Genomic DNA, 14,165 nt, shown 5'->3' on the forward strand with positions numbered 1-14,165 from the left:
GGCAGAGAGGTCACACCCGTTCCCATACCGAACACGGAAGTTAAGCTCTCTAGCGCCGATGGTAGTTGGGACCTTGTCCCTGTGAGAGTAGGACGTCGCCAAGCAACTAAACACGAGTCAAATGACTCGTGTTTTTTCGTGTTTTCTTTTATAATCCATAGTAATTAAAAAAATATGCTTAAATAATTACTATTTTGATTAAATGCAGGGGAATGTGGCTAGGATAGTGAATAAGCAAAAGAGTTGCAAATTTTATTAATACGTATATAATTAAAGTCAAAGATAGTCAAAGTCAATAAAGGTGGCGGATAAATGAGAAATATATCTGATATCATTGAGCAATATCTAAAGCAAGTTATTGACTTAAGTAATAATAATGTGATTGAAATCAAAAGAAATGAGATTGCGGATCGATTCGAGTGCGTACCATCTCAAATCAATTATGTAATCAATACCCGTTTTACATTAGAAAGAGGATTTGTAGTAGAAAGTAAACGTGGTGGAGGAGGTTACATTCGCATTATAAAAGTCAAACTGCATGATGATATAGACATTATTGATCAAATGCTTCATATGATTGATCATAGCGTTGCACAAGGGAATGCAGAGAGTATGATTATACGTTTATTAGAAGAGGGAATCATAACAGGCCGTGAAGCAAAATTAATGTTAAGTGTACTAGATCGTTCTGTATTATCAATGGATATTCCTTCTCGAGATGAACTTAGGGCTCGAATATTATGCGCAATGTTAAGAACACTGAAATATAAATAAATACAGCTTTTGTAAAAGAATGATAATTAAGATAGGGCAGTTAAATATTGTAGAAGTTTTGAAAAAGAGCATGTACTTTTATCTGAGTGGATTAAGGAAAGAGGACAATCTAGTAATGTATGAAAAGTATCATGAGGTAGATCGTTCCTGTTGTAAAGGTGGGGATATTGATGACTTGTCAAAACTGTAATATAAGACCAGCAACTTTACATTATACAAAAGTAATCAACGAGAAGAAGGCGGAAGTTCATCTTTGTGAGCAATGTGCGGAGCAAAGTGGCTATACGTCTTTCTTTCAATCATCACAGTCTAACTTTTCATTTCATGATGTATTTGCTGGTTTATTACACGGTGAATCAACAATGTTTGGAGAAGGAAAAAACGGGTTTTCAAATACAAATACAGTAAGATGTCCAGATTGTAAGATGACATATGAACATTTTACAAAAGTGGGACGCTTTGGTTGTGCTTCTTGTTACGATACATTTAAAGGACACTTAAACCCATTGTTAAAGCGACTTCATGGTGGACATACAGAACATTGTGGAAAAATTCCGGAACGAATGGAAGGAAATATCCACTTAAAGAAAGAATTAGATGAACTAAAACTTATTCTGAAACAATATGTACAGAATGAGGAGTTTGAGAAAGCTGCTGAGGTAAGAGATGAGATTCGAGGGCTTGAAACTCAGCTTAGTGAGCATAGAGAGGGGGAGTAGTTCTATGTCACTGGACAAAATTATGAATGAAGCGATTAGTCCATGGATGAAGGGGGATGGCCCTGATTCTGATATTGTTTTAAGTAGTCGAATTCGTTTGGCTCGTAATTTTAAGCAATATCAATTTTCTACTATGCAAAACGAAGAGGAAGCTCAAAAGGTTCAAGAATTATTTAAAAAGAAATTTATAAATAAAGCGGTAGAGCCCTTTGGGAAGTTTGGACTATTAAAAATGAATGAACTAACTCCTCTTCAAAGGCGAGTTTTAGTCGAAAAGCATTTAATTAGTCCAAATCTAGCAGGGACCGAATATGGAGCATGTCTGTTATCAGAAAGCGAACACATTAGTGTGATGCTTAATGAGGAAGACCACATTAGGATTCAGTGCCTATTTCCAGGACTACAGTTATCAAAGGCGCTTCAAAGCGCCAATCAAATAGATAATTGGATTGAGAAAGAGGTTGAATATGCTTTTGATGAATCACTTGGATATATTACGAGTTGTCCTACTAACGTTGGTACAGGATTAAGAGCTTCTGTAATGATTCATTTACCAGGGCTGGTTTTAACAAAAAGAATTAGCCGTATTATACAAGTAATTCAAAAATTAGGTTTAGTAGTAAGAGGAATATACGGTGAAGGTAGCGAAGCGTTAGGTAATATATTTCAAGTATCAAATCAAATGACGTTAGGGAAATCCGAAGAAGATATTATTGCAGATTTAAAGAGTGTCATGCAGCAAATTATACAACAAGAAAAATTGGCCAGAGAATTAATTGTACAAAATTCGAGCATTGAGCTTGAAGATAAGGTTTATCGTTCTTACGGTATACTAGCAAACAGTCGTTTAATTCAATCTGCAGAAGCGGCAACTTGCTTATCGGATGTACGACTCGGTATTGATCTAGGATATATAAAAGGTATATCGAGAAATATTTTGACTGAGCTAATGGTTCTTACGCAACCTGGTATTTTACAACAATATGCAGGAGGACCTTTAGGACCAGAAGAAAGAGATTATCGAAGAGCAACCTTAATCCGTGAGCGATTACGTATTGAAAAAAACTAAGCGCAAGTAGGAGGCGATTTCTATGATGTTTGGAAGATTTACAGAAAGAGCACAGAAAGTATTAGCTTTATCTCAAGAGGAAGCAATTCGCATTGGGCATAATAACATTGGAACAGAACATATTTTACTTGGGCTTGTACGCGAAGGTGAAGGAATTGCAGCAAAAGCGTTAATTGCTCTTGGATTGAGCCCGGAGAAAGTGCAAAAAGAGGTAGAAGCGTTAATTGGACGTGGAACAGAAGCTTCTCAAACTGTACATTATACACCTCGTGCTAAAAAAGTTATTGAATTGTCTATGGATGAAGCGCGTAAGCTAGGACATTCTTACGTTGGAACAGAACATATTTTACTTGGCTTAATCCGTGAAGGTGAAGGTGTAGCGGCACGTGTATTAAATAATTTAGGTGTAAGCCTCAACAAAGCAAGACAACAAGTGTTACAACTTCTTGGAAGTAACGAAGCAAGTTCAGGTCACCAAGGTGGTTCATCGACAAATGCAAATACACCGACACTAGACAGTTTAGCGCGCGACTTAACAGTTGTTGCACGTGAGAATCGTTTGGATCCTGTTATTGGACGTAGTAAAGAAATTCAACGTGTAATTGAAGTGTTAAGCCGTAGAACAAAAAACAATCCAGTGTTAATTGGAGAGCCTGGTGTAGGTAAAACAGCAATTGCTGAAGGGTTAGCACAGCAAATCGTAAATAATGAAGTTCCTGAAACGTTAAGAGATAAGCGTGTTATGACACTAGATATGGGAACAGTGGTAGCTGGGACGAAATATCGTGGTGAGTTTGAAGATCGTTTAAAGAAAGTAATGGATGAAATACGTCAAGCAGGGAATATTATTCTATTTATTGATGAACTTCATACATTAATCGGTGCAGGTGGAGCAGAAGGTGCAATCGATGCATCGAATATTTTAAAACCATCTTTAGCACGCGGAGAATTACAATGTATTGGTGCGACAACTTTAGATGAGTATCGTAAATATATTGAAAAGGATGCAGCTTTAGAGAGACGTTTCCAGCCAATTCATGTTGATGAGCCGAGTCTAGAAGAATCAACTCAAATCTTGAAAGGGTTACGCGATCGTTATGAGGCGCATCACCGTGTGTCTATTACAGATGATGCAATTGATGCAGCTGTAAAACTTTCAGATCGTTATATTACGGATCGTTTCTTACCAGATAAAGCAATTGATTTAATTGATGAAGCTGCTTCAAAAGTTCGCTTGCGTTCTTATACAACACCACCAAACTTAAAAGAGCTTGAAGTGAAGCTTGAGGAAATTCGAAAAGAAAAAGATGCGGCTGTACAAAGTCAAGAGTTTGAAAAGGCTGCTTCCTTACGTGATATGGAACAACGCTTACGTGAGAAATTGGAAGATACAAAACGTCAGTGGAAAGAACAACAAGGAAAAGAAAATTCAGAGGTTACGGTAGAAGATATTGCAAATGTCGTTTCTACATGGACACGTATCCCTGTTTCTAAACTTGCACAAACAGAGACTGATAAATTATTAAACTTAGAATCCATTCTTCATGATCGTGTCATCGGTCAGGATGAAGCTGTAGTGGCTGTAGCGAAAGCTGTTCGTCGTGCAAGAGCAGGATTGAAAGATCCGAAACGTCCAATTGGTTCATTTATTTTCTTAGGGCCAACAGGTGTAGGTAAAACAGAATTAGCAAGAGCATTGGCAGAATCTATGTTCGGTGATGAGGATGCAATGATTCGCATTGATATGTCTGAGTATATGGAGAAACATTCAACTTCTCGCTTAGTTGGTTCTCCTCCAGGATATGTTGGGTATGAAGAAGGCGGACAATTAACAGAGAAGGTTCGTCGTAAGCCTTATTCAGTTGTCCTATTAGATGAAGTAGAGAAGGCACATCCTGATGTATTTAATATTCTACTACAGGTATTGGAAGATGGTCGTTTAACTGATTCTAAAGGACGTACAGTTGATTTCCGTAATACGATTGTTATTATGACGTCTAACGTTGGTGCTGAGGCGTTAAAACGTAACAAACATCTCGGATTTAACGTACAAGATGAAAGCCGTGATTATTCGGATATGAAAGGTAAAGTAATGGATGAGCTGAAAAAGGCATTTCGTCCAGAATTCTTAAACCGTATTGATGAAATTATCGTATTCCATATGCTTGAGAAAAAACATATTCAAGAAATTGTGACTCTTATGGTAAATCAGTTAGTGAATCGCTTAAAAGAACAAGAAATTGAATTGCACTTAACAGAAGGAGCGATTGCAGCTATTGCTGATAAAGGGTTTGATCGTGAATATGGTGCTCGTCCACTACGTAGAGCAATTCAGAAGCATGTAGAAGATAGACTATCGGAAGAACTTTTAAAAGGTGCTATTGAGAAAGGTCAAAAAGTTATCTTTGATGTAGAAGGGGAAACATTTGTCATTCATAGTGCTGAAAAGGTAAAATAAGTATAGACAAACTAAGAGGGCTACGAGATAGCCCTCTTTCTTGTACGAGAAGGTCAAATGTTTATAGATGAAAGCGAAGTGAAATATAAAAAGATATGGCTAAAAAGAAAACAAAATTCACATGTCAAGAGTGTGGTTATCAATCACCAAAATATATGGGTAAATGTCCAGGGTGTGGTCAATGGAATTCGCTTGTTGAAGAGATGGAACCCGTTGTATCATCCAGACGCCTAAATTATGCAAATGCAATTCAAACAGAAGTAACAAAACCAAGACGTCTTACAGAAGTAGAAACAAAGTCTGAGGCACGTATTGAAACAAAATTTCAAGAGTTTAACCGTGTACTAGGTGGCGGAATTGTAGATGGATCTTTAGTACTTATTGGTGGGGACCCTGGGATTGGAAAATCAACGTTATTATTACAGATTTCCTCGCAATTAGCAGATGCTTCATATGATGTATTGTATATATCAGGTGAGGAGTCAGCAAAGCAGATTAAACTTCGTGCAGATCGTTTACATGTAAATGGTAGTAATCTATTTGTTGTATCAGAGACAGATTTACAGCGTATTGCAGCACATATTGAAGAGATGAATCCTGCTTTTGTTGTTATTGATTCTATTCAAACGATACATTTACCTGAGGTGACATCAGCTCCTGGTAGTGTGGCGCAAGTACGTGAATGTACAGCAGAATTAATGAAACTTGCAAAAACAAAGGGGATCCCAATTTTCATCGTAGGACATGTGACAAAAGAAGGTGCAATTGCGGGACCGCGTATGCTAGAACATATGGTCGATGCAGTTCTTTACTTTGAAGGAGATCGACACCATACATATCGTATTTTACGAGCTGTAAAGAATCGTTTTGGTTCTACGAATGAAATGGGTATCTTTGAAATGAAAGAACTTGGCCTTGCAGAAGTCTTAAATCCTTCTGAAATTTTCCTTGAGGAAAGACCAGTTGGAGTTGCAGGTTCAACAGTAGTTGCCTCAATGGAAGGAACAAGACCAGTTTTAGTAGAAATACAGGCATTAATTTCCCCTACTAGTTTTGGAAATCCTCGAAGAATGGCGACAGGAATTGATCATAATCGTGTCTCGCTTATTATGGCGGTACTAGAGAAAAGAACAGGTTTACTATTACAAAATCAAGATGCGTATTTAAAAGTAGCTGGTGGTTTGAAATTAGACGAACCGGCAATTGATTTAGCTGTCGCCTTAAGTATAGCTTCAAGTTTTAGAGATAAATCTACGGCACCAACTGATGCGGTAATAGGAGAAGTTGGATTAACTGGAGAAATAAGAAGAGTATCAAGAATTGAACAACGTGTACAAGAAGCAGCTAAATTAGGATTTCAACGTGCTATCATTCCTAGAAAAAATTTAGGGGGATGGACAATTCCAGAGGGGATTGAGGTTGTAGGTGTTTCTAATTTGGGAGAAGCGCTTCGTTTGACATTAGGAGGCTAGGCTATGGAAGAAAATAAGCAACGTGTCAAAAGTATGATTAACATTTTACAGCTCGTGGCCCCAGGAACACCACTGCGCGAAGGGATAGATAATGTACTTCGCGCACAAACGGGGGGACTAATTGTTCTTGGGTATAATGAGCAGATTAAAAGCATTGTTGATGGTGGTTTTCATATTAATTGCGCATTCTCTCCTGCTAGTTTATATGAATTAGCAAAAATGGATGGAGCACTTATTTTAAATGAAACTGGAAGTAAAATTTTAATTGCAAACGCACAGTTAGTTCCAGATTCATCTATTGATTCTATTGAAACAGGTATGCGTCACCGAACAGCAGAGCGTGTAGCAAAGCAGACGGGCAGCCTTGTTGTGGCCATTTCACAAAGACGTAATGTAATTACGCTATATCAAGGGAACTTACGTTATACATTAAAAGATATAGGTGTCATTTTAACGAAGGCAAATCAAGCAATTCAAACGCTAGAAAAATATAAGGCTGTATGGAATGACGGCATTACGAATTTGGGTATTCTAGAATTTGAAGAGGTCGTTACAATGTCCGAGGTGGTTCACGTTTTACATAGTGTTGAAATGGTGCTGCGTATTAAAAATGAAATATTGAGCTATATTCATGAGTTAGGAACAGAAGGTAGGTTAATTCGTTTACAGCTTACAGAATTACTAGCTGATTTAGAGGCAGAGGCAGCATTGTTAATTAAAGATTATCACCAGGAGAAAACACAAGACCATCATCAAATCTTGAAAAAGTTACAAGATCTTGCAAATACACAACTTTTAGAGGATAGTGATTTAGTTAAATTGCTTGGCTATCCAGGACAAACAAGTTTAGAAGAAAGTGTGACACCTAGAGGGTACCGAATCACAAGCAAGATTTCTCGTGTTCCGCCACTTATTATCGAGAATTTAATTAATCGATTTAAAACATTGCAAGGTGTTTGCCGAGCAACTATTAATGAATTGGATGATGTGGAAGGAATTGGAGAAGTGAGAGCGAAGAAAATACGAGAAGGTCTAAAAAGAATTCAAGAGCATCTCTATATGAGTAGACACAATTAAGAATATTACATTGATTCTATAATATAACGACACTAGAACATTTTTGGTATATGATATGATATATTGGTAAATAAAACTATTTACAAAAAAACACGTCCGCTTTTGCATTCGGCGTTTTGATTAGCGAAACAATGGTTAATAATGAGTAGGAGGTGGTTGGATGTTAAAACGGATTGTACAGCTCTTCTTTTTAGTGATCGGGGGAGCGTTAGGGATTTACTTAATCCCAAAAATTATTAATGTATTAGATATCGGTGCGGTTCCTTTGTTGGAAGGATCGTATGTTCGTGCAATTATTGGTGCAATTATTTTATTTTTAACAACATTTTGGCTTGTAGATTATATTGTTCAACTTATTAAGCATATTGAAGAGGCTCTTGTAAAGGCGCCTGTAGCAGATGTTTTATTTGGTACATTAGGATTAATCTCTGGTCTTATTGTTGCATATTTAATTTTGATACCAATTCGTGAATTTACAATTCCAGTTATTAGTACGGTGTTGCAAGTGTTCTTCACCCTTTTACTTGGATATTTAGGATTCCAAGTAGGATTTAAAAAGAGGAATGAATTGCTAGGATTATTTACATTACCCCAACGCGGAGGTAAGAAGAAAAACAATAGTGAGAATGAAGAGGTAGAGGTCGAAGCAGAAAAATCTACGACTCATTGGAAAATTCTCGATACGAGTGTAATTATTGACGGACGTATTGCAGATATTTGCCAAACAAAGTTTTTAGAAGGAACAATTGTCATTCCGCAATTCGTATTAGAAGAGCTTCAGCATATTGCCGATTCTTCAGATGCTTTAAAGCGTAATCGTGGCCGCAGAGGGCTAGACATTTTAAATCGTATTCAAAAGGAGATGCCAATTCCGGTAGAAATTTATGAAGGCGATTTCGATGATATCCAAGAAGTAGATAGCAAGCTTGTAAAGTTGGCAAAAATCACTGGTGGAACTGTAGTAACAAACGATTTCAATTTAAACAAAGTTTCTGAATTACAAGGGGTTACGGTGTTAAACATTAATGATTTAGCTAATGCGATTAAACCAGTCGTACTCCCTGGTGAAGAATTAAGTGTTTATGTTGTGAAAGATGGTAAAGAACAAAATCAAGGTGTTGCATACTTAGATGATGGTACGATGATTGTAGTAGAAGATGGTAGAGAGTATGTGGGTTCACAACTTGACGTACTTGTTACTAGCGTATTACAAACATCGGCTGGTCGTATGATTTTCGCAAAACGTAAATTGCTAGAAAAAGCATTATAAGTAGAGGATTATTAATATGTATACATTAATTATTCCGGCAGCGGGCCAAGGAAAACGAATGGGTGCTGGTAAAAATAAGTTATTTTTACTTATAGATGAAGTACCAATTATTGTGCACACATTGCGTGCTTTTGAAAAAGATAAAGCGTGCAAAAGTATTATTATGGCAATTAACGAAGAAGAACGCCCGTATTTTGAAGAGTTAATGCAGAAGTACCAGATTGAAAAGCACGTACAATTCATTCAGGGTGGAGCCGAAAGACAAGATAGCGTCTATAACGCACTTCAGTATGCGAGTGGTGTCGAATATGTTCTTGTGCATGACGGGGCGCGCCCGTTCGTAACGAATAAAGTGATTCGCGATGTATTAACTGCAGCAGAAAAATATGGAGCTTCCATTTGTGCAGTGCCAGTAAAAGATACTGTTAAGAAAGTAGAGCAGGGTGTTGTTGTAGAAACGGTAGAGCGATCTCAACTTAACGCTGTACAAACACCACAAGGATTCTCTGTTTCTCTTTTGCTAGAAGCTCATAGAAGCGCAAAGCAAAGTTGTTTTCTTGGCACAGATGATGCAAGTCTTGTAGAACGTGTTGGGAAGCAAGTAGGTGTAGTAGAGGGGAGTTACTATAATATTAAAGTGACGACTCCGGAAGATCTATTAATTGCTGAAAGTTTCCTACGTGTTCAAAAGAAATAACATTGATGACGTGTTAATAAAGAAAAGCTCGGCAACAGCCGGGCTTTTCTTTATAAGGATAGCGATATAATATAGAGTCATAAAGCTCAGTAGTTTAGCTTAAGGAGGAAGTAAGGATGTTTCGAATTGGACAAGGTTTTGATGTACATGAATTTGCGGAAGGGCGCCCGTTGATTATCGGTGGAATTACAATTCCACACGAGAAAGGATTAATCGGCCATTCAGATGCAGATGTATTGTTACATACGATTGCTGATGCATGTTTAGGTGCGATTGCAGCAGGAGATATCGGAAAGCATTTTCCTGATACAGACCCAGCTTTTAAAGATGCAGATTCAGCTGTATTGTTACAAAAAGTTTGGGAATTTGTGCGTGAACAAGGTTACGAGTTAGGAAATTTAGATTGTACAATTATTGCTCAAAAACCAAAAATGGCACCACATATTGAGAGTATGCGTAAGCGCATTAGTGAACTGTTAGAAACGTCTATCGATAACATTAATGTAAAGGCAACAACAACAGAAAAATTAGGATTTACAGGTAGAGAAGAAGGGATTGCTTCTCAAGCGGTTGTTTTATTACAGAAAAAATAATGGTTTTTAATTCGTAAGATGGATAATCACATTTTTTTGGTGTACAATTATAGAATGTGTTGACATTAAGAATGGAAGGTGTACCAATTATGGAAAAGCAAGTGAGAGTGCGCTACGCGCCAAGTCCAACAGGACACTTACATATCGGAAATGCGCGTACGGCATTATTTAATTATTTATTTGCTCGTCATTTAGATGGCAAATTTATTATTCGTATTGAAGATACTGATGTAAAACGTAACGTGGCTGGTGGAGAAGAAAGCCAATTAAAATACTTGAAATGGCTCGGTATGGACTGGGATGAAGGTGTTGATGTTGGTGGTGAATTTGGACCATATCGCCAAACAGAGCGTTTGGATATTTATAAAAAATTATATAAAGATTTATTAGAGCGTGGTCTAGCTTATAAATGTTATATGACAGAAGAAGAGCTAGAAGCAGAGCGTGAAGGACAAATCGCTCGCGGTGAAACACCTCGTTACGCAGGTAACCACCGTGAATTAACTGAAGAACAAGTGAAAGAATTTGAAGCTGAGGGACGTATTCCAAGTATTCGTTTCCGTGTACCAGCTGATCGTGACTACACATTCAAAGATATTGTAAAAGATGAAGTTGCGTTCCATTCAAATGATTTCGGTGATTTTGTTATTGTGAAAAAGGATGGAATTCCAACTTATAACTTTGCAGTAGCAGTAGATGATCATCTAATGGAAATTACACATGTACTTCGTGGTGATGATCATATTTCAAATACACCGAAACAAATGATGATTTATGAAGCTTTCGGCTGGGATATTCCACAATTCGGTCATATGACTCTAATTGTTAATGAAAGTCGTAAAAAGTTAAGTAAGCGTGATGAATCTATTATTCAATTTATTGAGCAATATAAAGAGCTTGGGTATCTTCCAGAAGCAATCTTTAACTTTATTGCACTACTAGGTTGGTCTCCGGTAGGAGAAGAAGAAATCTTCTCTAAAGATGAGTTTATCAAAATGTTCGATGCAGCTCGTTTATCAAAATCACCTGCATTATTTGATTCTCAAAAACTAAAATGGATGAACAACCAGTATATGAAAAAGCAAGATTTAGATACGGTTGTAGAGTTAAGCTTACCGCATTTAGTGAAAGCTGGACGTGTGGGAGAAACTTTAAGCGAACAAGACCAAGCTTGGATTCGTGATGTAATTGCTTTATACCATGAACAAATGAGTTTTGGAGCTGAAATTGTAGAGCTTTCTGAAATGTTCTTTAAAGATCATGTTGATTATGAAGAAGAAGGACAAGAAGTATTAAATGGTGAACAAGTACCTGAAGTACTTCGTGCATTTGCTGGTCAAATAGAAGCTCTAGAAGCAATGGAGCCAGCAGCAATTAAGGCAGCGATTAAAGCAGTTCAAAAGGAAACAGGACATAAAGGTAAAAATTTATTTATGCCAATCCGTGTTGCAACTACAGGACAAACGCATGGTCCAGAGCTTCCGAATGCTATTGCACTTCTTGGAAAAGAAAAAGTTTTAAATCGTCTTCAAAAAGTAATTGGTTAACATTTTCTAGGTTTAGAAATATAATAAGTATACCTAAAACCTAATAAGGAAAAGCGACGAGAAGGAGAAGTAGAAAATCAGGCTTTTTACAGAGAGAACCACCTTTAGGCTGGGAGTGGTTTATAAGCGGATTTTTGAAATGCCCCTTCGAGTCTTCTGCTGAACAGCGAATTGCTTCGTGGGATGTCTTAGGCCGCAAAGTAAGCAGAAGCGGTTTACACCGTTATCATGAATGAGTTTGAGGCTTTTTTAAGCCTAAACAGAGTGGAACCGCGCTTAAAAGGCGTCTCTGTCAATATGACAGAGACGCCTTTTTTTTATACCGTGTAAATAGGTATGAATATAGAATTTATCTCCTTATATAAAGAATTAGGGGAGAAGTGATGAGTTAGGGGAGTTAGTTCGCTCGACAAAAAAGCAGCCCATAAAGGGGAGGGAACACCGATGTTTAAGAGGCTTCGGGAAGATATTGAAGTCGTTTTTGAACAGGATCCAGCGGCAAGAGGTTATTTCGAAGTCATTTTAACTTACTCTGGATTACATGCAGTTTGGGCCCATCGAATTGCACATGCTTTTTATAAAAGAAATTTTTTCTTTCTTGCACGTTTTGTTTCACAAGTGAGCCGCTTTTTTACTGGCATTGAGATCCATCCAGGAGCAACAATTGGTCGACGTTTTTTCATAGATCATGGAATGGGAGTTGTAATCGGAGAAACTTGTGAAATTGGTGATAATGTAACGATTTATCAAGGGGTTACATTAGGTGGTACAGGAAAAGAAAAAGGAAAGAGGCATCCAACAATTCAGGATAATGTATTAATTGCGACGGGTGCTAAAGTTCTTGGTTCTATTACTGTGGGAGAGAATTCTAAAATCGGAGCAGGGTCTGTCGTATTAAAAGAAGTTCCTGCACATTCTACAGTTGTAGGTATACCTGGCCGTGTCGTTATTCAAAATGGAGTAAAGATTGGTCAAGAATTAAATCACTCTGACCTTCCGGATCCGATTTTTGATAAATTAAAGGCTATGGAAGTAGAACTTGATAAATTGAAGAAACAATTGGAATTAAAGGTAGAAAGGAAGGATAAAAATGACTATTCACATTTATAATACGTTAACACGTCAAAAAGAAGAGTTTGTTCCATTAGAAGAAAATAAGGTAAAGATGTATGTATGCGGACCTACAGTTTATAACTACATTCATATTGGGAATGCAAGGCCTCCTATGGTATTCGATACAGTGCGTCGTTATTTAGAATACAAAGGATACGATGTGCAATATGTATCTAACTTTACGGATGTAGATGATAAATTAATTAAAGCGGCAAATGAATTAGGTGAAGATGTACCGACAATTGCTGATCGTTTTGTTGAAGCGTACTTTGAAGATGTAACAGCACTAGGTTGCAAACACGCAACAGTTCATCCTCGTGTAACAGAAAATATGGATATCATTATTGAATTTATTCAAGAACTTGTGAATAAAGGGTATGCATATGAATCAGAGGGTGATGTGTACTTTAAGACGAAGGAATTCGAAGGTTACGGTAAATTATCACATCAACCAATCGCAGATTTACGTCACGGTGCTCGTATTGAGGTAGGGGAAAAGAAACAAGACCCTCTTGATTTTGCTTTATGGAAAGCTGCGAAAGAAGGAGAAATCTTCTGGGAAAGCCCTTGGGGGCAAGGACGTCCAGGATGGCATATTGAATGCTCAGCAATGGCGCGTAAGTACTTAGGGGATACAATTGACATTCATGCTGGTGGTCAAGACTTGGCTTTCCCACATCATGAAAATGAAATTGCGCAGTCAGAGGCATTGACTGGAAAAACGTTTGCACGTTACTGGATGCATAATGGATATATTAATATTAACAATGAGAAGATGTCTAAATCGCTTGGTAACTTTATTTTAGTTCACGATATTATTAAGCAATACGACCCGCAGTTAATTAGATTCTTTATGTTATCAGTACACTATCGTCACCCGATTAACTATAGTGAAGAGTTATTACAAAGTACGAATAATGGACTGGAAAGAATTAAAACAGCTTATGGAAACTTAAAGCATCGTATGGAGAGTAGTACGGATTTAACGGACCATAATGAGAAATGGTTAGCTGAAATAGAGAAATTCCAGACTGCATTTGAAGAGGCAATGAATGATGACTTTAACACTGCAAATGCAATTACCGAATTATACAACGTAGCAAATCATGCAAATCAATATTTACTTGAAGAGCATACATCTAAAGTTGTGATTGAAGCATACGTAAAACAACTGGAAACGTTATTTGATATTTTGGGATTAGAATTATCAAAAGAAGAATTACTGGATGAAGAAATTGAAGAGCTTATCCAAAAGCGCATTGAAGCTCGTAAAAATCGTGATTTTGCATTGTCTGATCAAATTCGTGACGATTTAAAAGAACGTAATATTATTTTAGAAGATACTGCTCAAGGTACAAGATGGAAAAGAGGATAAG

General features: G+C 37.2%; 12 protein-coding genes, 1 rRNA gene and 1 other annotated feature. All 13 genes read left to right on the plus strand.

The window, feature by feature from the left end:
* Positions 1–104, plus strand: a 5S ribosomal RNA gene (rrf, locus tag ACTFR3_RS27035); the annotation flags it as partial.
* Positions 105–312: 208 nt separating this feature from the next.
* Complete coding sequence (ctsR, locus tag ACTFR3_RS27040) at positions 313–774, plus strand: transcriptional regulator CtsR (RefSeq protein WP_001244565.1); 462 nt, start codon at positions 313–315, stop codon at positions 772–774.
* A gap of 170 nt (positions 775–944) precedes the next feature.
* Positions 945–1,493 (plus strand): UvrB/UvrC motif-containing protein, encoded by a 549-nt coding sequence (locus ACTFR3_RS27045; protein WP_000128399.1) that lies wholly within the window; start codon positions 945–947, stop codon positions 1,491–1,493.
* A gap of 4 nt (positions 1,494–1,497) precedes the next feature.
* Positions 1,498–2,562, plus strand: coding sequence for a protein arginine kinase (locus ACTFR3_RS27050; protein ID WP_000050842.1), 1,065 nt, complete (start codon positions 1,498–1,500; stop codon positions 2,560–2,562).
* Between the two features lie 22 nt (positions 2,563–2,584).
* The gene (gene clpC / locus ACTFR3_RS27055; RefSeq protein ID WP_000971183.1) at positions 2,585–5,020 is read left to right on the plus strand and encodes an ATP-dependent protease ATP-binding subunit ClpC; all 2,436 of its coding nucleotides are present in this window, start codon (positions 2,585–2,587) and stop codon (positions 5,018–5,020) included.
* A gap of 95 nt (positions 5,021–5,115) precedes the next feature.
* Complete coding sequence (gene radA / locus ACTFR3_RS27060; RefSeq protein WP_001085202.1) at positions 5,116–6,492, plus strand: DNA repair protein RadA; 1,377 nt, start codon at positions 5,116–5,118, stop codon at positions 6,490–6,492.
* Between the two features lie 3 nt (positions 6,493–6,495).
* Complete coding sequence (gene disA, locus ACTFR3_RS27065; protein ID WP_000392163.1) at positions 6,496–7,569, plus strand: DNA integrity scanning diadenylate cyclase DisA; 1,074 nt, start codon at positions 6,496–6,498, stop codon at positions 7,567–7,569.
* Positions 7,570–7,729: 160 nt separating this feature from the next.
* On the plus strand, positions 7,730–8,839 hold the full coding sequence (locus tag ACTFR3_RS27070; RefSeq protein WP_000919677.1) for a PIN/TRAM domain-containing protein: 1,110 nt from the start codon (positions 7,730–7,732) through the stop codon (positions 8,837–8,839).
* 16 nt (positions 8,840–8,855) lie between these two features.
* Positions 8,856–9,536 (plus strand): 2-C-methyl-D-erythritol 4-phosphate cytidylyltransferase, encoded by a 681-nt coding sequence (gene ispD / locus ACTFR3_RS27075; protein ID WP_000288284.1) that lies wholly within the window; start codon positions 8,856–8,858, stop codon positions 9,534–9,536.
* Positions 9,537–9,652: 116 nt separating this feature from the next.
* Complete coding sequence (ispF, locus tag ACTFR3_RS27080; protein ID WP_000488386.1) at positions 9,653–10,129, plus strand: 2-C-methyl-D-erythritol 2,4-cyclodiphosphate synthase; 477 nt, start codon at positions 9,653–9,655, stop codon at positions 10,127–10,129.
* Positions 10,130–10,218: 89 nt separating this feature from the next.
* On the plus strand, positions 10,219–11,676 hold the full coding sequence (gltX, locus tag ACTFR3_RS27085; RefSeq protein ID WP_440045000.1) for a glutamate--tRNA ligase: 1,458 nt from the start codon (positions 10,219–10,221) through the stop codon (positions 11,674–11,676).
* Positions 11,677–11,723: 47 nt separating this feature from the next.
* Positions 11,724–11,970 (plus strand) — a binding site (T-box leader).
* Positions 11,971–12,120: 150 nt separating this feature from the next.
* Positions 12,121–12,786, plus strand: coding sequence for a serine O-acetyltransferase (cysE, locus tag ACTFR3_RS27090; protein ID WP_000476497.1), 666 nt, complete (start codon positions 12,121–12,123; stop codon positions 12,784–12,786).
* Entirely contained in the window at positions 12,767–14,164 is a 1,398-nt protein-coding gene (gene cysS, locus ACTFR3_RS27095) for a cysteine--tRNA ligase (protein WP_440045001.1), read from the plus strand. The genes cysE and cysS overlap by 20 nt, the downstream gene beginning before the upstream one ends.
* Position 14,165: the final 1 nt, after the last annotated feature.

It is taken from the genome of Bacillus cereus group sp. MYBK14-1 (assembly GCF_051916885.1).
In the GTDB taxonomy this organism is placed as follows: Bacteria; Bacillota; Bacilli; order Bacillales; family Bacillaceae_G; genus Bacillus_A; species Bacillus_A cereus.